General features: G+C 53.8%; 1 protein-coding gene. It reads left to right on the top strand.

Annotated elements, in window-relative coordinates; translation table 11 throughout:
* Positions 1-232: 232 nt before the first annotated feature.
* Positions 233-26,053, top strand: a complete 25,821-nt coding sequence (locus tag J4E05_RS21615) for a filamentous hemagglutinin N-terminal domain-containing protein (protein ID WP_349600053.1) — start codon at positions 233-235, stop codon at positions 26,051-26,053.

Here is a 26,053-nt window from a genome sequence, read left to right as displayed (position 1 = left end):
CTATCCGAAAGGATATCGCCAGGGATGTTGCCATGCGATCCGGTTCCCGCCCTTCAATCAGCTTGTTCCATATATCGATTGGTAAAACCCGTCGGGTTTTACAGGAAGAGTGCATGTATTGCACGACGGGAACGATAAGGGCAGTTGCACGTTAGTGTGTGCCGTCTGGTTGGGTATAGATATTGAAATTCTTGTCACACAGGGTGGTGGCAGGCTTGGGGAGCATGACAAGATGTTGGCGGTCGTTCGGGAAAACAAGCACAAGGTTATCAAACGGGCCTTTGCTTATGCGTTAACTACGACAACGTTTCTTGCCCCTGTTATGGCAAGTGCCACCCCCCAGATTGTGACCGACGGGCAAACCGCCACCAACCTCAATGTCCACGGGTCGGTAACGGATGTCACTACATCAACCATTCAGGGCAACAGCGCGTTAAACTCGTTTAGCAAATTCGATGTCTATCAGGGCAATACGGTAAACCTGTTTGTGCCCGGCCAGGCAGACCATTTGATCAATATGGTCAATGGCCCCAGGTCCCATATTGATGGCATATTGAATTCAATCAAAAATGGTCAGATCGGCGGCCAGGTTTATTTGCTGAACCCTAACGGGGTGGCGATTGGTGCGCAGGGACAGTTAAATGTCGGTAGCCTGACGATCATGGCGCCAAGCGAGGAATTTAGCGGCGCATTTTTTGATGCTCCGGGCCACGCCAATGAAGGCGCGTTACGGCAGCTTCTGGCCGGTAAGGTGCCGTTATCGGAAAATGGGTTGATCACGATTGACGGGTCGGTTCGTGCCACCCGCAAGGCCGCCCTGATCGCCAATGGTGTGCAGGTGGCGGGCAACGTTGTCGTTGGTGCCCAGGCCTTGAATCAGATTGCCTTTTCCGATGTGGTCAATGTCGAAGGCCTTGACGCCGGGCAGGAAGCCGTTGTTGACGAGAGTGGCTATATCGAAATCAAAGGCGGGCTTTCGGGCGTTGGTATTTCGGGTGTTCTGGCGGCTAACGGGGCCGACGGGCAAAATGCCGGCAAGATTGATGTGCGTGCGACCGGCGATATTTCTGTGCGTGCCGGGGCAGATATCTCTGCCCACGGCGTTGGCGCAGATTCCAGCGGTGGGAATATCACGATTTTCGCCGACCATAATGCAAGTTTTGAAACCGGCGCACATATCGATATATCGGGTGGTGACGTTTCGGGCGATGGGGGTTTTGCCGAATTTAGCGCCCTAAAATCAGTTGCGTTGAATGGTGGAACGTTTGCCGGTGGTGCTGTTAATGGCACGGCGGGTACTGTCCTGATTGATCCGGAAAATCTGACGATTTCGTCGGATCTCGCCAGGAATGACGGGACCAACTATGTTTTTGAAGCGGATGATACGATTACGCTTGCAGATGATGTGACGGTCTCGACGAAAACAGTAACGTCAAAGTCGGGCAATATCACTTTGACTGCCCGTAATATCTTCTTGGGTGATAGGTCGACCCTTAATGCCGGTGATGGTGGCGAAGACCATGGGGCGGGTGACATCATCATCAAGGCCGCAGGTTCTACCAGCCATTCCATTTCCATGACAGGCGCGTCGCTGACGGGTGCGAATGTTTCGATTACGGCCACGGCCATAGCTAATGACGGGGATCTGGTCCTTAACCCGCTATCCGATGTTTCGGCAAGCGTCACCCTGACCGATACTGTTATCAATGCATCAGGCAATGTGACGGTGTTGGCAAAGGCCGAGCAGGGCCTGCCAACCCTTACCGGACAAGTGTTTGACGCCCGCAGTGCCACTGCCAGCCTAACCATGACCAATGGTTCAATCACGGCGGGTGGCAATATCAGCCTTGCATCTTCAAGCAAAATAACCAGCGAAGTCATCGGGGCGTTGCTGGTAAGCCCGATCAACGCATCGGTTGCGGTGACAGACAGCACGGCGTCAACTTTGCTGACAGGTTCGGCAACACTGGCCGCTGGCGGTGATGTTGATGTGACATCAACCGCAATTACAGACTCAACAGCCGTTGCCAAATCGGTAGCAGCAGCCGTTGGTGTGACCACGGCAGTTTCCGTGATTGATAACAGCGCCACTACCCGCATGACGGGGACCGCCAAAATCACGCAGGCGAATGCCGTAACCGTCAGGGCGACGGGCAAAACACAGGTTGATACCATTGCTGATGCTGCCACCGTTGAAAGCGGCGGTTCCGGCGCGTCCATCGGTGTGGCAATTTCCGATGTCAGCGCCACAGCGATTGCCGAAATTGGCGAAGGTGCCACTGTTTCGGGTGCTAGCAGCCTGACGGTGAATGCACAAAATGTAACAACCCAGAATACCGCGTCCCGTGCCGGTGTGGCAGACGGGGCCGGTACGGCGTCAGGCCTGTTTGGCGATGCGCTGGACAAAACCGGGCTGGGCGACACTGAAAAAGACGAGCTTTCAGACCTGTTTGACGGCGTTTTGGGCCAGATAACCGACAAGCTGTCGGAAAAACCCAAAGAAGGAGAAGAAGGCAGTGGCGGCGCGCAGGTTGCCGGGGCGCTTTCCTATGTTTCAAGTGATTTTGACACGCAGGCCCTGATTTCGTCGAACGCCGATAAAACGCTGTCGCTGACAGGGGCGCTTGCCGTTAATGCCGAGGCCATCGCGCGTACCAATACCCTTGCCAGCGGAATTACGGCAGGCGGCAAAGCCGGTGGGGGGGCTGGTGTTGCTATCCAGACGGTGGACAACAAATTACTGGCAAGCATTGCGGCTGATAACACCAAAACGCTAACAGTTAATGCCAAGGGTGTTGCGGTGAACGCAACCACCAAAAGTATCGATACAGATATTACCGATGAAGATGGCAATTCGTTTGGCGTGCAAGCCTTTGCCGGGCAGGAAGCCGAAGACGTTGGTTTCGCCGGGGCCCTGGGCCTGTTGATTGTTAATTCCAACAGTTCCCTTGCGGAAATTGGCGATAACGTTGCCGTGGATGGTAAAGCCGGATCCATTGAAATTGTTGCGACCGGCGGCGCAGACGCCGGTGTGGTCGCCGATGGTGCGCCCGATGATGAAACGGTTATTGGTGCCTTGTTCGAGGCCTATGAAACCTATACCGAAACCGAAGAAGACGAGGACGCATCGCCCAGTGTCGGCATTGGTGCGGCCATCGCCATTAACATTTCCAATAGTACGGTTGATGCGGCATTGCGCGGCGGTGCCACCTTAACCAATGCGTCGGGGTTGACGGTATCGGCGGTGTCGAACGGGTCGGTTAAAACAACGGCCAATTCGGCAGGGGCCGGTGGTGTGGCGCTTGTCCCGGTTCTGGCGCTTTCTGTTGCGAATGATCATGTAACAGCAGGTATTGAAACATCGGATGCGGCTTTGTCGCTGGCCGGTGCCGTATCGGTAAAGGCCGAGCAAAATCTGGCAGTGTTGTCGGTTGGCAAGGCCGCAAGCGGCGATGCTGATGATGCGTCAAAAGTTGCAATTGGTCTGACCGTTGGCATTAGCACGGTTAACGCTGATGCAACCGCGATGCTGGACCGCGATTTGACAACCACGGGCGATTTGACCATTTCGGCAAAATCCGCACGCGATATTCGAACAGGGGCGGCTGCCGGCACAAATACCGACCCGGGCGATACCGGGACCGAGGACGAAGATTCCAGCGATTCAGCAAAAAGCGATGTTCTGGGAACCATCAAACAGGCCGCCGCCTTTGGGAACCTTTATTCCGCCGACAAGGACAAGGTGGATGGCGATAAGACGGCCAGCAAGGCCAATGTTTCGGCAGACAAGGGCGATGATGCGGACGAAGGTGGCAAGATTTCGGCCGCCGCGGCCCTGGGGCTGACAGTCGCCGACACCAGTACCACTGCTGGAATTGCGGCATCGCGGACCGTTTCGGGCGCAAATATCAAGGTGACATCGGCTGATAACACCGATAGCCAGGCCGCTGCCGATGGCAGTGCCGCCGAAGCGGACAATAATATCGGGGCGGCAGTGGCGTTGAACATCGCCAATGTCAGCAACAGCGCCACAATTGGCTCCAGCACCACGGTAACCGGTACGGGGCTAACCCTGTCGGCCTTAACCAACAGCTTTACTGTGCTGGATGAAGACGGCAATGCTGTTAAGGATGACGATGACAACGATGTTGTGGATGATGCCAATAAATATGTCACATCCGCAGTGGCGGGGGCTGGCGTAGGCAATTTGTCATTGGCCGGGGCGGTTGCCATCTCCCTGATTGATCAGACAACGGCAACCGATATTGGTGCCAATGCCGACATTACTGTTGGGGCAAGTGGTGCAGCGATTAATGCTGCATCCAGCCGCATCATAGAAACGATGTCGTCGGGGGCGGTTGGGGAAAAAACGCCAACGCTGGACGAATTTAAAGATCGTTACACAACACTTGGCGGTATGACGGCCCGAATTAATGGCAAGCTGACATCGCTTGGTGAAAAAATTGAAGCCGGTAAATCTGATTCCGATAGTGGATCGGGCGATGACAGCACGGGTGATAGCGGCGGCGGAAGCGGCAAACTGGGTATAGGGGCGTCGTTTGCCATTACGGTGGATAATACCGTTACCCGCGCGCGCATCAGTGACGGCGCAAAAATGACCACCACCGATACCGGTGATGTTGTGGTTAGTGCCACGTCTGCTGTTGAACAGACAACCCATGCCGAAGCGGCCAGTGCGCCTTCGACCGATCTTTTAAATCTTGAAGAAAAAAGCGATACATCGGCCTATTCGCTGGATGCGGCGGTGGCCATTGCGGTGAACAATGAAACCACCGAAGGCCGTATTGGCACGGATCAGGATACCCTGACATCGGATGGTAAGGTAAACGTTACCGCAAATTCGGATTCCGAAATACTGGTGCAGGCAGACGGCGAAGCCGCAGGCGACAAGGCTGCCGCCGGAGCGTCGCTGGCGCTGGGCATTACCAACAGCACAACCAGCGCATCATTGGCACGTTCGGTTGCGGCACAAGGGGCGATTACGGTTTCGTCTACAGCCCTTAGCAAGGATAGAACGCTGGCCCTGGCAACGGCGCGCGGAACGTTGCTTGAAAGCTATAAAAACAAATTTGTTGGCGCGACCGATGAATTGTTGTTGGCCGGTGATTTTGGCAATGAAGATGGTGGTGATAAAAAACCGCGTAGTGCCCAGGCCCTGACAGATCAGAAAACGTCTGGGAATAACAAAACCAGTTCGGTTGATGAAACGGGCAAAACAGACAGTTCAAAAAGCGGTAAATCGATCAGCATTGCCGCTGCTGTCGGTGTTGGTGTCAACAGCCGTAAAAGCAGTGCCAGTGTTGATGACAGCACCTTGACCGGGGCGTATAGCCTGTCATCGGGCGGCAATATTGATGTTACTGCCAAAAATGATGCCAATGCCCAAACGCAAGGTGTAGGTGCCGCTGTGTTGACCGACACAGCCATTGCGGTTGGCGTTGCGGTAACGGCAACAGACCATGAAACAACGGCCAAACTGGGCGATTACACGAAAATCACCGCATCTACCGGTGTAAATGTTACGGCCGAGGCCACACAAAACCAGTCGGCTGATTTTGCGAATAAACTGATGGCCGAGGCCGTTGCGGGCGCGGGTGCCAAAAAAACCGGTGTGGCCGGTGCGCTTAGTGTGATCAACACTGATAACGATACCGGTGCATCGTTTGGCAAAAATGTCGATGTTACCTCAACCGGTGCGGTCAATATTACCTCGACCGAGAAAAACCACATCGTCGCCCGTGCCATTGCCGCCACCATAAGTGCCGGGGCCGAAGCAAAAGCCGGTGTTGGTGCCACCTTTGCGTTGATTAATGCAGGGAATACCAACAAGGCCCTTGTCGATGAAGGTTCTAAAATCTTAACAACTGGTGATTTGACCGTTTCGGCCAAAAACCTGCGCCAGTCAGAAAGCAGCTTTGGCTTTGACGGTGATTATTCGCTGTTAAACCCGACATCGGTTTTCCAGACATCAAACTATTATACCGAAGCCCTGGCCGGTGCCGCATCCACCGGGAATACGGCCCTTGCCGGGTCATTTTCGGTAACAGTTACGCAGAACGAAACCACCGCCAGTATTGCCGACACGGCAACGGCCAGCGCCAAAGATATCACGCTGGAAGCCGAAAACCGCCAGAATGCCCGCACCTTGGGCGGCGCGATTAGTGCGTCGAAGAAAACCGGGGTCGGCGTTACGCTTAATGCTATGGTTCTGGCTGATACGGTTTCGGCACAGCTTGGCAAAACCGGCAGTGCGTCGGGTGCCAACCTGACCGCAAGCGGCGATGTTGCCATCACCGCCAAGGCCGAACAGGACCTTGGGTCAATACTGGTGGCGGGTTCCGTTGGCGGCAGCGGAACAGCCGTCAGTGGCTCGGTCGGGATCAATGTTATTGAAACCGAAGCAAACGCGCTTGTTTCGTCGCATTCAGCCATTTCTTCAGAAGGCGGCGTTGACGTTGCGGCGACCAGCAAAACCGGCATTTCCAGCTTTGTTGGTGGATTGGCAGTTTCGGGGCAAACCGGTGTTGGTGCCGGGATTGCCACCAACCTTATTTTGGCCGAGACCCGTGCCGGTATTGGCGATAACGCCGAAATTGATGCGGCCAATACCATTGCCGTTAATGCCGATGCCAGCGAGGATATTTCCGCCGCAACGGTAAGTGCGGCCGTATCAAGCGGTGGTACAACAGTTGCCGTTTCGTTAGGGGCCAATACGGTTAAAAGTGACACGACCGCCAGTGTTGGAAATGATGCCAAACTAAATAGCGGAAATACTGCCGGGTCGCGCAGCATTTCGGTTACGGCAAAGGACAAAACCGACATTGGTAATATCATTGGTTCCGGGGCGTTTGGCACGGGCACCGGGGTTGGTGGTGTGCTTGCCAGCAATGCCATTGCCAAAAATACCAAAGCCGTTTTGAACGGTACTGCCACTGCTGATACCAATGTGAATGTCACGGCAACCAGCGAACAAAATATTACGGCGCTGTCCCTTGGTGTTGCTGTGGTTGGTGGTACGGCGATCACCGGTTCGGGTGCCTTGGCCCTGATTGATAACACCACCACTGCTGTGATTGGTGAATTGGCCGAAAACGATGCCGATAACGTATCGCGTGCCACCGTTATTAGTGATGGCAATGTGGCCATCCATGCCAGCGATGAAACCGATGCCCTGATTTTGACCGGTTCGGGCGCCGGGGGTGGTGGCAATGCCGGTGGGGCGTCGCTTGGTGTTTCAACCTTTATTGGCGAAACAACCGCCTATATTGGCCGCAATGCCAATGTTACGGCACGTGGTAATGCCACCGGTCTTGATGTGATGACGGGCGGGGCAACTCTTTCAAGTGCCCTGTTTAACGGTCTTTCGACCCTGGATACGGATACTGCCGGGTCAAAACTGCAAACAACGTCCGATGACGCACTGGCGCTCAAGTCTTCCAGCATTGATGAGCTGAAAGATGGTGCATTCAAAAAAACGCTGACGACGGAAAAACGCAAGGGGCTATCGGTTACTGCCTATTCTGACCAGGATATTGCCAATATTTCGGCAACAGGGGCGGCGGGTGGCGGCACCGCAGTGGCCGGTGCTGTGGCTGTTGGTGTCGTTTCTGATACGACAAAGGCCTATATCGATAATGGTGCCAAAATTAACCAGGCCGCCGGCGCGGCTGGTACCGCCCAAACGGTTACTGTGCAGGCACAGGGCGATACCCTGTCTATTGATGTGGCGGGCGGCGTTGCTATTGGCGGCAGTAACGGCATTGGCGGTTCGATTGACAGTCTTACCCTGAGCAAAACCACCAGTGCCTATATCGGGCAGAATGCCGTAGTGGGGGCGAGCGATGATGTGGTCGTGGCCGCCGATCAGGCGACCCATGCCATTTCGGTTGCCGCCAATGTTGCGGCGGCGGGCAATGCCGGTGTGGGGGCATCGCTTTCGGTGCTGGTCGCTTCCAATGTGACAACAGCCTATATTGACGGGTTTGTTACCACGGATGGCGACATCACCCTTGATGCCAACAGCGATACCACTTTTGTTCAGGTCGCTGGCCAGATCAGCGCAGGTGGCAGTGCCGGGGTTGGCGGGGCGTTGGGTGTATCGGTGCAAGACAACACCACAACTGCCTATATCGACAGCCACGGCCAAACCAATGCCAAAGGCAAAACCACCGTTTCTGCCAGCGGCAAGGAACAGGAATATGCGGCAGTTGTTGCCGGTGCAGGTGGCGGCAGTGCCGGTGTGGCCGGTTCGGTGCGTGTCGGTGTGCATACTTCAACCACACAGGCCTATGTCGCAGGCAAGGTTAACCAGAACGCCGATTATTCGCTCAGTGGCCAAAACGTTAATATCGATGCTGACAGCTTTGTGCGCGTGGTGAGCGTTACCGGTGGGCTTGGCGGTGGCGGCGTGGCAGGTATTGGTGCCGCGGCTGATGTTATTGTTTTGCGCAATAATTCAAATGCCTTTGTTTCCGGCGGCAGCGTTGTTTCTGCGCATGATGACATTTCAATTTCCGCCACGTCGGAAAAACAGTTGCTGCAGCTTGGCGTTGCCGGGGCCGCAGGCGGCCAGGTCGGTGTGGCCGGGGCGTTAACCGTGGCCTTTGTTGGCGGGATCATTGATGATGACGCCAAATCACATCTTTCGAGCAGTGACGAGGACAATAGCGGTGATACATGGTCGGCTGCCGATGAAGCCACCAACAAAAACCTGATCGGCAATGCCCTGGGCGACCGCGAGGAAGCCACCACCGCGAATAATGCCGCCGGTGCGCAACGCAGTAAAAATCAGATCACGGATGATTTTAACGCCACAGCCGAGGCATCACGCAACGATACCAAGGCCTTTGTCGGGCAGGGTGCAACGCTGATTGCAGGGCAGGATGTTTCCATTACTTCGGCTGATACATCAAAGGTCATTGCCGGTACGCTGGCGGTAGCCGGCAGTGGTGGTGTGTCTGTTGGCGGTGGCATTACCATCACCACGGTCGATAGTTCGGCCCAATCCTATATTGGCAATCTGGCCTCGGTCGATGCAACGCGTGCTATTTCAATCAAGGCGGCCAGCCATGATAGCGTTATAAATGCTGCGGCTGCTGGCGGTGGGGCATTGTACACGGCCATCAATGGTTCGGTGGCGATTACGACCTTGCTGTCTGATGCAACGGCTTATATCGGGGATAATGCCAAGGTCAATCAGGACGATGACGTTACCGATGGTAGCAGCCAGGATGTTGTAATTGATGCCAAAAGCGACAGCAATGTCGTTACGGTTAGTGGTGCCGCTGGTGGTGCCATTGTTGGCATCGGTGCCGCGGCAAACGTGACGACAATTGCCAAGCAAACCAACGCCTGGATTGGCAAAAATGCAAAGGTCGATGCTGCCCGTAATATTACCCTTGATGCGACGTCGGACGACAACCTTGTTGCTGTGACTGTTAGTGTGCAGGGCGGGCTTGTCGGTGCCGGTGGTACGGCAGCAATCAATACGATTGTATCAGATACCGCGGCCAGGGTTCTCGAAGGTGCCGCCATTAACGCCACGGGCAGCATGCGGGTACAGGCCCTGAATGATGCCGAACTTGACGATATTTCAACATCGGTTGCGGTTGGCGGGGCTGCCCTGGGCGGGGTTGTTTCGGTTAACACCGTTTCCGCCACAACCGAGGCGACCATTGCCGATGGTGCCAAACTTAATATTCTGGGTAATGGCAGCGGTATTAACATTGCGGCCGCCGGTGGATCGCGGAGCGACAGCACAGAAACCGCACTGGCCAAAACCACCCAGACCAATGACGATGACAGTACCCTGACGGTATCTGCGATTGATGTGGACCGTTCGACCCTGACGCGCAATTCGGAAACCATTACCGGTCTGGCGGTTGTTGCCCGGTCCGATCAGGATGTGACAGCCCTTCCGATTAGCGCCGGGGCCAGTGCCGCCGGGGCGTTGTCGGGTGTTGCAACGGTTAATGTTATTGCCGGGTCAACATTAGCGCAAATTGGCAGCAGTGCAGTGATTAATGCTGTTAATGCCGGTGCGTCCGATAATCAGGATGTGCTGGTTGCTGCCTATGATAGTACCGATCTTTCGACGGTTCCGGTTACGGTTGCTGTTACCGGGACAGGCCCGGCGGTTAGTGCTGCGGCTGCGACCAATGTTATTGCCAAAACCCTGTCGGCCAAAATGGGTGGCACGGTATCAGCCAAAGATGACATTACGGTTTTGGCTGTTTCGGATCAGGACCTCGACAGTGTTTCGGCAAATGGCGCGGTAAGTGCGCTGGCCGGACATAATGTGTCGCTGGGGGTAGATGTTGTCGATAATACGGTTCTTGCCGAATTGTCCGATAGTGCCATTGTTACATCTGGCGATGACCTTGGTATTCGTGCCACGGAAAACACCGATTTTAGCCAAACCATTGGTTCGGCATCGGTTGGCGGTGTAACGGCGGCGGGCGGTGCCATCGGGGTGGCTGTTGCGTCGTCCGATGTAACAGCCCGGATTGGCAAAAACGCCGTTACCAACGCCGATGGTACCACATCGGTAGCGGCAAATTCTGCGCAAACCATGACCCAGCACACTGTTGCCGGGGGGGCATCTGCCGGGTTGGCATTGCAGGGCGCGATTAGTGTGCGCACTGCTACGGTTAAAACACTGGCCGAAATTGGCGATGGCGCCAAAATCAACCAGACCAGCGTTACCGCCGATGATGACCAGGCGGTTCTGGTTTCCGCCAACAACAGCCTTACTGTTGGCGGTGTCACCGGTGCAGGTGCCGTTGGCGGTGTCGCCGGTGTTGGCTTTGGCATGGACATTGCCGTTGCCCGTAATTCAACTGCGGCCCGTATCGGGCAAAACACGCTGGTTTCGGCCACAGACGATGTATCGGTTACGGCACACGCGCAAAAAGATATTTCTGCAACTGGTATTGCCGGTGCAGGCGGGCTGGGGGCAGGCGTTGCCGGGTCCGTTGCCATTGCCATATTGGGGGGTGATGCCGACAGCCGGGGCACCGATCAGCTGACGTCGGACAACGGAAGTATCACTGATCAGGTCAATAGTGACGCGGGAACAGATCGCAGTGCCGACCTTACCAGTTCGGATGCCGGTAAACTCGCACATTCGCAGGCTGGGGATGCCAACAGCGATCGCACTACGGCAAAATCCAAAACCCGGAACGTTATGGGGGCGCTGGATTCCAGCAATGGCACATTTGACGATGGTGTTTCCGCCGTTATCGATCAGAACGCGACGGTTAAAGCTGGCGGCAATATTAATGTGACCGCCAAGGATGAAAGCCGTGTTCGGGCCTTTGCCGGTGGTGCTGCGGTTGGTGCTGTTGGGGTTGGCGGCTGGGTTGCTGTTGCCAGTATGGGCACAACTGCCCAGGCGTTGATTGGCCAGAATGCCGATCTTGATGCTGGCGACACGATTACAATTTCGTCCGATCTGCTTGATAAAACCGACCGTTCCAAGGTCGAAGCCTATGGCGCGTCGGCCGGTGTGGTGGGTGTTGCGGCAACAATTGCGGTACTGGATCGTTCAACAACCACCCAGTCACTGGTTGGCAGCGGGGCAAATATTTTTGCCGATAAAGCCGTGTCGATTACGGCACAAAACAGTTCGGGCGGACAATCCCGGGCGATTGCCGGGGCGGCGGGTTTTGCGGCTGCGGGGATTTCGGTTGCAGTTACCAGCTCTGACGATGACGTAAAATCCGAAGTCGGTGCCAATGCCAAGATTGGCAAAAAAGGTGACCCGGCCGGGTCCATAACGGTTTCTGCCACTAACGGGGGCAGTTTTGATGCCTATTCTGTTGGCGCGTCATTGGGGTTGGTCGGTTCAGGTGCCGGGGCAGATGCCACTGTTGACCTTGACGGGGATACCACAGCAAAAATTGGCACCGGTGCGACCCTATATAGCGACGGTGATGTTCTTGTTGCCGCCAGCGACGAACCTCATGCCAAGGCACAGGCCATTGGTGCATCGCTAAGTGCGGGTTACAGCCTGGGTGTTTCCATCTCTCAGGCCCTGGTGGATCGCAATGTTGCGGCCCTTGTTGACGATAACGCCAGTGTCACCGGCGATACCATTACCCTTGATGCCAAATTGCTTAAGGGGGCAGCCAATAACGCCGATGCCACGGCCACGGCAGGCAGTGGTGGTTTGCTGATTGGGGCGGCTGGTTCGTCGGCGGTCACAACGCTGGACGGCGACGTAAGCGCATCTACCGGCAATAACGTTAAACTTTTGGGGATTGAACGTACCCAAACCGATGAAAACAATGTAACGACGGCGGTTGCAGACCACGGTATTTCGTTAAATACGCGTAATGAATCTGCTGCAGAAGCCCGCGCGATTGGTGTTACCGCAGGGGCGATTGCGGTGGGGGCCCACAGCGCGGTTGTTGATGTGACAACAACCAGCAATGCCTTGCTGGGCGCCGGTACAAACGCCATCACGATGGCCGATTTGTCGATTACGGCTGTTGGGGCGGAACATGCCTATGGTGATACGATTTCCGGTGCGGGTGGTGTTGGTGTGGTGCAAGCTGGCCTTACCAAGGTGGACCTTGATAGTACGGTCAAGGCGGGCACGCGGGATAATTCGGCCCTGACAACGTTAAGTGCGGATGGCACAACCACCATCAGCGCCACATCAAGTGGCAAATATGATGGCAAAATTGATACGACCGGGGCCGCATTGGCACAGGCCGCGGCCGGGGCGCTGGTGGTGAATGGCACCAGCGATGTCTGGGCCGGGTTTGGGGCAAAAACCGGCCTTCGCACCCATGAATTGTCGCTTTTGGCTTTAAATGAACTCAGCAAGGATCTGGTTTCGGATGCCAACTTTAAAACCAGCCAGGGTGGCGGGTTTAACATGGCGGTCGGTGTTTCCAGTGGCACGATGAATGCCAGCACCAATATTTCGGTTGGGGCAAATTCCAATGTGTATGTGTTTGGCACATCGCAAAATCAGGGTGTCGCATCGGTTCAGGCAAAAACCAATGTTACCGTCGATGACGAAAGCAGTTTTGATAGCGGTGGTTTGATCAGCGCGCCAATTGCAAGCACAATTCAAACGGCCAATCTTTCGAGCAACGTTACGATGGGGGATAATGCCTCCCTGCAAACCCAGGCCGGCGACCTTAGCGTTGCGGCACGCAGCGATGCGAAAATGAGCGCGCGTGCCCGCTCCGTTACCTATGGTTTTGCCGGGGCGGCAGGCGGTGTTTCCAAGGCATCGGTTACGGCCAACGATGCGGTGACAGTGGGATCAAACACCAATCTTGTCGGGGTTGGTGATGTTGAGATTTATGCGGGTGCCGATGCAACCGGCCTGGGTATTATCGAAGCCAAGGCTGATACGCGCCTGTTTAACAAAACAGCTATTTCCATTCCCACCCCGCCAACTGCCGATGCGTCGGCAATTCATAACAGCAAGGTCACCATCGGCAGTGGCAGCCTTGTTGCATCGGCCAAGGATTTGCGGGTTCAAGCTACCGAAGGCCACTTGTTTGCCAATGGTGTGGGACGTGCAACCGACCTTGCCAAAAAGGCGCTTGAGGCAATTGGCGATGTGTTTGGCGCAGATACCGAAGGCTCGCTTGAAGTTGTGGGCGGTACCAGCAAAAACGAAGGTGTTGGTGGTATCAAGGTTGACGGTGAACTTCGTACCGGTATTCGCAATAAGCGTTATATTACCTTTGGCACCAGTTTCAGTTCTTATGTCGCTGATTCCGATGGCAATATGGTTCGGTATTACCCCAGTTATGATACCGACAATGACCAGTGGGTTTTGGCCACCGAAGACCCGGATAACCCCGGTGTTCCCAAAATCATCAAGGTCTTTACGCCCGAAGAAATCAGTGAAGGTATGGGCTTTAGCATTCTGGCTGATCAGAATTTGGGCCAAAGCCTGCAAACCGAAGTTGCCCGTCTGGAAAATGTCCTGTTGCGGTATGGCAGTTCCACCGATGCCAACAGTGTTCAAATCAAATCCGATATTGAAAGCCGCCTGACCATTTTGCGTGCGGCCATTGCCAGCCGTAAATCTGATGAATATGTCGATGTTATCCAGGTGGACCCAACTGAAGCCGCCACCGGGAATGTTGAACTGTATTCCGATTATGTTGTTGGCTCGGGTAAAATCAACAGCCCTGGCGATGCTGAAATCAAGATCATTAACAACTCGCCGATGCCGATCCGCATCGCCGAAATGACTATTCCCGATGAACTGGGTGGTCAAATTCTGTTTAATGGTCAGTCGGTGTTAACCGCGACCGATATTAATGCCCGTAATTCCAATGCCGATGGTACGGCGACGATGGAAATGGTCAGTTCGGTTTCCTCGGATGCCCCGAAAATCATTATTGAAAATAACTTTGACCCGGATTCAGGGGTTTATAACCCTGGCAATAAGCTCAATATTGCCGCACCCGATGTTATTCTGGCCGGGCAAATCAATAATATTAATGGTCTGATCAAGGTTACAAGTGACCAGGGTTCGATCTATTCTGTTGCCAGTATGCGCGGGGAAACCGTTGAAATTTCCACCGGCGGCGACTTTGTCTTTGATTCTCCTGAAACCCTTCTCAATATCGGGGCGCATCCCGATGCCGGGTTCGGATCTCTGGTCAACCAGTATGAAAATGGCAGTGCAACCAGTGGCAGCGCCAATAACGTATCGCAGGCCGCAGATGACAGCAGTTCGACCATTGCGGCGAACAATGTTTTCATCAATGCAGATACCATCAACATCAATGGTGTGATCCAGTCCGGTATTGCGGACAAGGAAATTACCATCAACCAGTCTGACGTTGATGCGGCTTATGCGGCAGGCAATAGCAGCGGTGCACGCTATGTTGAAGTCAAAAATGTTGGCATCAGCATGGGATCGGGCCGGGTTGGTGTGGGCGGCATCAAGGCGGAACTTGACCGGGTTACCGGTGAAATTCGCATTCTCGATGCCAAGGTTGAAGGTGGCACCGTTCTGCTTAGTGGTCGTCTGGTTTCAACCGGCAACGGCAAAATCAACGTAATTGATGGCTATGGCCGGATTACCATCAATAATAACAGTACCAATACCGTGCTGCTTGATGACGTCGATACCGGCGGGATCGAAGGTCAGATCACGCTAATTGATAAAAGCAAGGATAATGGTACTGGCCGCGCCCTTATCACGCGGTATGAACGCATTGGCGACAGCCTGAAGGTTTACAGCAACGCGGGCACAGACAGCGCGCAGGCTACCAAATTACAGTCATCAAATAACGGGCGTACATCCACCTATGCCATGCAAGATGACATGCGTTATTACTGGATGGCGGGTAAATCAACCACCACCCAAACGACAAAAGCATATAGCAAGCAGCAGAAAAGCCTGTTCGGGTTTATTCCGATTTCCGAACGGGAATTTTCGGATTCTAACCTTGTCTCCGGGTATCCCCAATCGCACGATCTTAGCCAGGCAGATTTACCCGAAGGCGATTATGTCGCCCAGCATGGCGGTCTTGCGGATTATACGTTTAATTCGGCGGATGAAGAAACATCGAACAAACAGATTTATCAGGGTGATTCTGAACGCAGCTGGGGCAGTGATTGTGCGTGGTTTGTTTGTTTCTCGCGCACATACGAATTCAAACGTACAACCATCACCGAAACCGGCACCAACACCTATTATTACCACTCGGTCGCGGCTGACAAACCAATCGACATCGCCTTTATCGGCTATGATAGTGGCGCGGTTGAGGTAACATCAAAGGGCAGCATTGCCCTTGGCGGCAGCTTGCAGAACGTTGGCGGGGCAACCACGCTAACGTCAACCGCCGGTGACATTTACAGCAATGGTGGCGCGGTTCAGTCGGGGAATCTGGTTCTTTCCGCGGCCAACGGGTCGGTTGGCCGGGCGGATAATTACCTTAACCTGGTGCAAAAATCGGGCGATCTGGTTTCGGTTACGTCGGGTAAAAACATTTATCTTGATGCCCCGGGTGGCAGCCTGGTTCTCAGCAACCTGACGGCAGGTAGCGGTTCTATCGGGTTGCGGGCCGATTTTGATATTATCACATCGGGCAGTGGCGTGATTAAGGGCCGCGATGTTGAACTGATTGCGCGCAATGGCAAAATTGGCACCAGCGATGGCGTTCTGAAAGTTGACACCGATGCTGCAAATGGCGGCAAATTAACCGCCAAGGCCGCACGCGGCGATATTAATGTCGAGGAAGTCAGTGGTGATCTGATCGTCAACCGGATCGAAACCGTTGGTGATGTGTCGATCAAGGTTTCAGACGGCAATCTGATTGATGGCAATATCGACGAAACCGAAGACACCGACACGACGGACCAGTTGCTGGCCCTGTTTGACAGCCTGGATCTGACTGGTGCGGATGCCGATGCGAAAAAGGATGCGCAGGTTAAGGCGTATGAAAATGAACAGGAAACGCTTTACGATGATTATTTCACCCTGCGTAACCTTCATAAGGATGGCGACGGCAACTATGTTGCCGATGCCGTTGATGCTGATTACACCTATGTTGTTAGCGATCAGGAACGCAGCAGCCTGACCGATGCCGGACTGGATAGTGATGCCATTCAGTCTTATGCAGATCGTCAGACCGAACGTTATCGGACGGCCTATGATAAATTTGGCGATGTTACCTATAACGCCGACTACAGTTATACTGCCACCAGCGACGAAATTGCGGCAGTAACCGACGGGTACAAATGGACACAAAAAGAACTGACCAACCTGTTGCCTTCCTTTGCGTTCAAGGAAACGACAGATACGACCACGGTTGTTGAAACGGCCAATGTCTCCGCGCGCAATGTAACGATTGATGTTAAAGGCAATTTGGGCAGCCATAATGGCGATATTGTTCTGGATCTGACGAAATCAAACGACCTGACCGATGAAGTTAAAGTGGCAATGGCTGCCGCTGAGCGCGACGATATCATCCGTGATGATACCAACCACACCCTGACCATTGTTCAGCGCGAAGATTTTGACATCGACGCGACAGGAACAACCACGATCAAGGCTGGTGGGGATCTGTTCCTCGGCTCGGAAAATGATCTGAACGTGTTTAATGCGTCGGGCCAGGAAATCCGCGTTAAAATTGGCGGCAGCATTACCAATGGCCGTGATGGTGACGGTGCCAACTTTGAGGGCGGCCGCATGATTTTTGAAGCGGGTGACGGCCATATTGGCACGGCATCTGCCCCGATCATGATTAACCAGACCGACGGTAGCTTGCTTACTGCGCGTGCAGCAGACGATATTTATATGCACGAAATCAGCGGCAATATTTATGTTGATGGCCTGTTCTCCAGCCACAATGTCAATCTGTCGGCAGATAATGGCAGTATTCTTGATGGTGCGAATGATGCCATCGCCGATATCGTGGCCCAATCCATTACCCTCTCGGCGTCCAAAGGCATTGGCAGCACGGCAACCGGTGGGGCGCTTGATGTTGGTATCAACAGTGCCGATGGCAGCCTGATTCTGACCACTGCTGATGGGGGGGCTTATCTGTCCGGTCCGGGGCGGTTTTTGGCTCTTGGCGCTGTCGATGTGAACGGTGTTTTGAATCTTAATGCCGATAATGGCATTACGCTGCGTTCCAGCGTAAACAGTCATGGCAACGCCCAAACCTATCAGTCCGCCAGCGATATCGTGATGCTCGCGGCCAGCAGCATTTCATCGGGCGGTGGTGCTGTTTCCATGACCGCCACCACAAGTGATATTACCCAGGCTGATGGCTCTAAAATCAGTGCCGGTTCCGGGACAATCAGTCTGACAGCCGCGGGTGACATTACCCTGGCGTCGCTGGTGACCAGTAATGCCAGTTCCAGTGCCATATCCGTTGATGCCGGTGGTCAGATTATCGATGGGGGGGATACCGATGACGACATTACCAGCAGCAATGACAATGGTATTGTCAGCCTGACAGCAGATGAAGGCATTGGCCGTGCCAACGCAATTGATACCAATGTGACCCGGCTAAGCCTTGCCAACAGCGACAGCGGCAAAATCAACATTGCGGAAAAAGACAGTCTTGTTTTGCAAACTGTGGCAATGACCAGTGCGACGGACACGACAGTCATTACCCAGGGTGATTTAACCCTGGCATCAAGTGGTATGCTTGAAACGAATGGCTTAACTTTCCTGACCGCACAAAATAACGGGTCGCTGGCAATTGATGGCGTGTGGACGTCATCTGCTGGTGCGGCAACGTTGGTGGCTGATAAAAACATTACATTCGGTGCCCTTGGTTCTATTGCGATGACAGGCAATGGTGACCTGTCATTGACGGCGGCCAAGGCCGGTGAAAATGGCGGCTATATCCTTCAGACCGATGGGGCGTCCATTAATGTTGGCACCGGCAAGGCAACCCTGGTGGCCGATGGCGATATCGGGCTTGCCAATCTTGTCTCCAATAATGCCACGCTTGATGCGATTGTTCTTACAACGGCACATGGCGGTATCACAGATAGCGGTGATTCCAACATCGACCTTGTTGCCAACGCCGTTGGTGCCGGTGTGACAATCAACAGCGCCACCGGTATTGGTGCGGACAATGCGATAGAAACAAATCTGGCTTCCCTTACGGCCACCAACACTACCAGTGGCGCGGTGGCACTGAACGAAACCGATACGCTGAACGTAACCAAAATTACCCAGCAGGCCGCAAATGGTGCGGTTACCGTTACCGGTGGCACGGGTCTTGTGATCCATGAAATCACGGCACCGGGGGCGGTATCCCTTAACACCACAGCAGGCGACATTGTTGATAAATTCACCAACAGCATCACAGCAGCTTCGCTTAACCTTGATGCGGGTGGCAATGTTAATCTGGTTACCACGGTGTCAACGCTGGATAATGTCATCATCCGTGATGGCAAATTGACACTTGAAAATACTCAGAACCTGAACATTAACCGTGTGTCGCAACAAACAACTGATGCCAATAAATCCGGCATCGATATTAATGCGAGCGGCAGCATATCGGTTGCCAACGCCAAGGGCGGCATTTCGGCAAATGTTGGTAATATTACCCTGAAAGCCAGTGCGCTAGAGAGCGTGATTACCGTTTCCGATGCCATTGCCACCACAAATGGTGACATTGAGCTACAAGCGGCAAAACTCATTGATCTAAATGATGCGCTGGCTGATGTGACATCGCAAAACGCTGGTATGGTGTCGCTAAGCGTACTGGATGGCTCAATCTCCCAGACCGATGGTTCCACCATTGACGGCGGGACGGGCAAGGTCTTGCTGGTTGCTTCTGGCAGCCTGACACTTGACCAGGTTAAAACCACCGGTGCAGATATCGTTATTACCGCAAAAAACGGGTCTGTTACGGCAAAGGATTTCATCACCACCAGTGCTGCCAAAATCGACATTACAGCAGCACAGAATGTAATCTTTGATAATGGTGAAGCTGATGTAACCTCGACCGGTTCGGGCGCCATTACGGTTATCGCAACGGCCGGCTCCATCGAACAAAAAGACGGTTCGACTATTGATGGCGGGGCGGCAAATGTAACGCTTACTGCCGGACAAAATCTGGTTCTTGACCAGATCAGGACCAGCAATGCCGATATCACACTTGAGGCACAAGGCGACACGCTTGATGCCTATGATTTCATTCAGACTGAAAATGGCAAAATCGCCATCAAGGCCGCAAAAAAAGTCACGCTGCATAATAGCAATACAAATATCGTTTCGTCCGGCAGCGGTGATGTTGAAATTACATCGCTTGGCGATAGCCTTATGCAATATGATGGTACTATTGATGGCGGTACCGGCAATGTTACTTTGCTTGCCAATCAGGCGCTGGTGCTTAATGAAGTTAAAACCGGCAATGCTGATATTTCCCTTACCGCGCAGACCAACGCTATTGCCCTGAACAATGCGGTTAGCACCGATGGCGGCAATATCATCATCAAGGCGGCAACTGCGGTTAATTTGTTTAATGCAAATTCCGATGTTACGTCTGCCAATGGTGGCACCGTCAGCATTACCGCCACTTCGGGAAACATTTTACAAAACGACGGATCCCGTATCGATGGCGGGACCGGCGCAGTTACTCTGTTTGCCGGCGGCAACGTCACCCTCGATCAGGTGCAAACCAGCGATGCAGCCATCGAAATAACCGCAGATGGCGGTTATCTCGAAGCCAATGATTTCATCACAACCTCGGCGGCGGATATAACGCTTGTCGCTGAAAACGATGTTCATCTGAACAATGCGAAAGCCGATATTACGGCATCGGGCTCCGGTGCAATATCAATCAATTCACGCACCGGTTCCCTTACCCAGACCGATGGTAGCACGATTGACGGCGGTTCGGGTAAAGTCACATTGGCTGCCGATCAGGATGTGACGCTTGATCAGGTCCAAACGACGAATGCCGCAATTGTGATTATGTCGCGTTCCGCTTCGATCGTTGCCAGGGATTATATCACGACCGATGCTGCAAACCTCGATATGTCGGCGGCACAAAATGTGACGCTGTTTAACGATGAAGCTGACGTTACCTCGACCGGCTCCGGTGATGTGACCATCACCGCAACGGCGGGTGATCTTTATCAGGAAGATGAAAGCACCATTGACGGTGGAACCGGCAAAGTCACTTTGACTTCCGGGAAAAAGGTGACCCTTGATCGGGTTCAGACCACGAAGTCTGCCATCCAGATTACCGCACAGGGTGGTGACGTTGTTGCCAATGATTTCATTAAAACGTCGGATGCGACGATCGATATCACCGGCGACAATGATGTGTCCTTCAGCAATGGTCTTTCGGATGTGACCTCGACAGACACCGGTGCCGTAACTGTCATCGCGACCAAAGGCTCAATCACGCAGGCGGATGGTTCGACCATCGACGGTGGCAGCGACAAGGTCACGTTGACGGCAGGTGATAGCCTGACGCTGGATCAGGTGAAAACTGTTGGTGCGGATATCGCGATTACAGCGCAGAATGGTTCTGTCAGCGCAAAGGACTTTATTACCACTAGCGGTGCCAAAATTGGTATCACGGCGGCCCAGAATATTGGTTTTGATAATGAGGAAGCCGATGTCATGTCCACGGGCAGTGGCGATATCGAAATTATTGCGACCGCTGGTAATATTACGCAGGCCGATGGTTCGACCATCGACGGTGGCAGCGACAAGGTTACGCTGACGGCAGGCGATAGCCAGACGCTGGATCAGGTGAAAACGACCGGTGCGGATATTGCGATTACCGCTCAAAATGGCTCGGTTACTGCGAAAGACTTCATCACGACCAGCAATGCCAATATCGACATTACAGCGGCACAGAATGTGACGCTGTTTAATGGTGAAGCTGATGTGACCTCGACCGGCTCGGGTGATGTGACCATCACCGCAACGGCAGGCGATCTCTATCAGGAGAACGACAGCACCATTGATGGTGGTACAGGTAAAGTTACCCTGACGGCGGGCAAGAAAATTACGCTCGATCAGGTTCAGACGACGACCTCTGCCATTGTCATTATGGCTCAGGGCGGGGACGTTGTTGCCAATGACTTCATCAAAACGTCGGATGCGACGATTGAGATCACCGGCGACAATGATGTGTCCTTCAGCAATGGCCTTTCGGATGTGACCTCGGCAGACACCGGTGTTGTAACCGTCATCGCGACCAAAGGCTCAATCACGCAAGCCGATGGCTCGACGATTGACGGTGGCAGCGACAAGGTAACCTTGACCGCTGGCGACAGCCTGACGCTTGATCAGGTCAAGACAAGCGGTGCGGATATCGTTATTACGGCGCAGAATGGCTCGGTTACTGCGAAAGACTTCATTACCACCAGCGGTGCCAAAATTGGTATCACGGCGGACCGGAATATTGGCTTTGATAATGAAGAAGCCGATGTCATGTCCACGGGCAGCGGCGATATCGAAATTATTGCGACTGCTGGTAATATCACGCAGGCCGATGGCTCGACCATCGACGGTGGCAGCGACAAGGTTACGCTGACGGCAGGCGATAGCCAGACGCTGGATCAGGTGAAAACGACCGGTGCGGATATTGCGATTACCGCTCAAAATGGCTCGGTTACTGCGAAAGACTTCATTACCACCAGCAATGCCAATATCGGCATTACGGCGGCACAGAATGTGACGCTGTTTAATGGTGAAGCTGATGTGACCTCGACCGGCTCGGGTGATGTGACCATCACCGCAACGGCAGGCGATCTCTATCAGGAGAACGACAGCACCATTGATGGTGGTACAGGTAAAGTTACCCTGACGGCGGGCAAGAAAATTACGCTCGATCAGGTTCAGACGACGACCTCTGCCATTGTCATTACGGCGCAGGGTAGCGACGTTGTTGCCAATGACTTCATCAAAACGTCGGATGCGACGATTGAGATCACCGGCGACAATGATGTGTCTTTCAGCAATGGCCTTTCGGATGTTACCTCGTCGGGTACCGGTGCTGTGACCATCATTGCAACCAAGGGCGATATCACGCAAGCCGATGGCTCGACGATTGACGGTGGCAGCGACAAGGTCACGTTGACCGCTGGCGACAGCCTGACGCTTGATCAGGTAAAAACCACCGGTGCGGATATCGCAATTACCGCTCAAAATGGTTCGATCACTGCAAAAGACTTCATCACCGCCAGCAATGCCAATATCGGCATCACGGCGGCACAGAATGTGATGCTGTTTAATGGTGAAGCTGATGTGACCTCGACCGGTTCGGGTGATGTGACCATCACCGCCACGGCAGGCGATCTCTATCAGGAAAACGACAGCACGATTGACGGCGGTACGGGCAAAGTCACCTTGACCGCAGGCAAGAAAGTTACGCTCGATCAGGTCCAGACAACCACCTCTGCGATCCAGATTACCGCACAGGGTGGTGACGTTGTTGCCAATGACTTCATTAAAACGTCGGATGCGACGATTGAGATCACCGGCGACAATGATGTGTCTTTCAGCAATGGCCTTTCGGATGTTACCTCGTCGGGTGCCGGTGCTGTGACCATCATTGCAACCAAGGGCGATATCACGCAAGCCGATGGCTCGACGATTGACGGTGGCAGCGATAAGGTAACCTTGACTGCTGGCGACAGCCTGACGCTTGATCAGGTCAAAACAACCGGTGCGGATATCGTTATTACGGCGCAGAATGGCTCGGTTACTGCGAAAGACTTCATTACCACTAGCGGTGCCAAAATTGGTATCACGGCGGCCCAGAATATTGGCTTTGATAATGAGGAAGCCGATGTCATGTCCACGGGCAGTGGCGATATCGAAATTATCGCGACTGCTGGTAATATCACGCAGGCCCATGGTTCGACCATCGACGGTGGCAGCGACAAGGTTACGCTGACGGCAGGCGATAGTCAGACGCTGGATCAGGTGAAAACCACCGGTGCGGATATCGCGATTACGGCGCAGAATGGTTCGATCACCGCGAAAGACTTTATCACCACCAGCAATGCCAATATCGGTATTACAGCCGCACAGAATGTGACGCTGTTTAATGGTGAAGCTGATGTGACCTCGACCGGTTCCGGTGATGTGGCCATTACCGCAACGGCGGGTGATATTTATCAGGAAGATGGCAGCACCATTGATGGTGGTACCGGTAAAGTCACCCTGACGGCGGGCAATAAAGTCACGCTCGATCAGGTTCAGACGACGACTTCAGCCATCGCCATTACGGCACAGGGTGGTGACGTTGTTGCCAATGATTTCGTTAAAACGTCGGATGCGACGATTGAGATCACCGGCGACAATGATGTGTCCTTCTCCAATGGCCTGTCTGACGTTACCTCGTCGGGTACTGGTGCTGTTACCATCATTGCAACCAAAGGCGATATCACGCAAGCCGACGGCTCGACCATCAATGGTGGCAGCGACAAGGTTACGCTGACGGCAGGTGACAGCCAGACACTGGATCAGGTGAAAACCGCCGGTGCGGATATTGCGATTACAGCGCGGAATGGTTCGATCACTGCAAAAGACTTCATCACCACCAGTAATGCCAATATCAGCATTACAGCCGCACAGAATGTGACGCTGTTTAATGGAGAAGCTGATGTGACCTCGACTGGTTCGGGGGATGTGACCATCACCGCAACGGCGGGTGATCTGTATCAGGAAGATGAAAGCACGATCGATGCTGGAACTGGCGATGTCATCCTGAAAGCAGGAAACGACATTACCCTTGATCAGGTTCGTACCAATACTGCTGATATTACTGTTACGGCCGATAACGGGTCCATTCTGGCGAATGATTTTATTCGCACCAGGGATGGGTCGATTACATTACTGGCCAATAAGGATGTGACCCTGAATAATCCGGAATCCGATGTGATTTCCGAAGCATCAGGCAGCATCGATATTACCGCGACCACTGGCAAGATCGTGCAGAATGATGGTTCGGAAATTGATGGCGGTGATGGTCGTTTGTCGCTGAGCGCAGCACAGGATATGCGTATAGCCACCCTGCGGACCGGGGCGGGCACGAGCGGTACATCCTATGATGGTGTCACCCGCATGATCGGCATTTCGCTGCGGTCGGTTGCCGGCACGATCTCGCTGGGTGAAATTAGCGCGACCAACCATATTGATATTGTCGCGGGGAACTCGATTGTTGAATCGAACGCCTTTGTCGATCATGGCAGCGGGTCGGTCCAGCTTTCAACTGCCGTGCTGAAGGGCGATACGATTGCGATGATTGCGGAAGGCGGCACCATTGGCACCTCTGCATCGGACCGTTTCGAGGTGCAGACCACGGCACAGGATGGCAGTGAAATTGCGGTCGCCCGTGATCAGTTTGCCACCAAGCGCCGTTACACAACCCTGCAAGCCCGTGACGGCATTTATATGGCCGAAACCAGCGGTGATCTGAGTGCGGATCGTATTGTTGCCGGAACGGCAAAGGGTGGTAGCAATGACAATGCTGAAATTGCCCTTGCCATTCGCAATGGCAGCAGCGATATCGGCACGGTTTCGGCACCCGAAAAAATCGATATGCGGGCCAGCGGGCAGGATATTCAGATTGAAAGCCTGACCTCGCGCAATGCTGATTTGTATGTGGAAGGAAGTGACGGACGCCTTGATATTGAAAAAGGCAGTCTTGGTGAAAGCACGGTCATGGAAGCCCAGCATATTTCCCTGACCAGGCTGGAAAACTACGTCAATAGCGCGCAGTTGCTGATGAAGGTGACGGGCCTGAATGGCAGCCTGGCACAGACGGTAAATGCAAATATCAGCGCACCCAAAAAGATCCAGTTTGATCTGTTGCGGACCAACAAGGCAGTGTTTGATGTTCAGTCTGTCCAAACCCGTATCGTGACGGGGCAGATTACCGGTGACATGATCATGTCACTGCCATTTGCCAAAATGCTAATGGATAACGTGACCCAGAAAATCCGTCTGGGGTATCAGTTGCAGCTGTTTGACAATGACACATATTTTAACGAACTGTCGTTCGATGATACCGATTTCAACCTGCCGGTTGATACCCGTATCGTCACCATGGATGACACGATTTTCCATGGTCCGATCGTGATTGACGACCCCGAAGACCGCATTGGCCGTATTACCGCGACCACACCCACCGAAACACCACGCCCGACAACGGGTAACCAGACAGCCGGTATTCAACCGAGCACCACCACACAGGTGGCACCGGCAAGTGTAACGGTGGGAACGGGAAGCATGGTTGCACTTGGCCGTCCGACTGGGGGCGCTGGTGGTGCGGTTGTTACGGGTCAGGGCAATGGGGCGACCAACGGTAACGGTTTCCGGAATGCAGCCTTCCAGCCGAGCATTTCGGTTGGTAATTTAACACCGGTAACGCCTGTATCGTCGACCGGTTCGGGGACGACGCCATCTGCCAATACGCCATCTGTACCTGTTAATCCTTCTACGCCAACGGGCAGCACGGCGGGAACCAGCGCAGGTAACGCTGCCGGGCAGCCGGAATCAAATGGGGATGCCGGTACTGTGAACAGGTCGGACGAACAGGACCAGTAA

It is taken from the genome of Thalassospira sp. NFXS8 (assembly GCF_040148805.1).
Classification (GTDB): Bacteria; Pseudomonadota; Alphaproteobacteria; order Rhodospirillales; family Thalassospiraceae; genus Thalassospira.
The sequence above is the reverse complement of the archived record's forward strand: the minus strand, read 5'-3'. Positions and strand labels throughout refer to the sequence as shown.

Coding starts and splice junctions, on each gene's coding strand:
- J4E05_RS21615 (WP_349600053.1), top strand. CDS start 233: ATGTTGGCGGTCGTTCGGGAAAACAAGCACAAGGTTATCAAACGGGCC.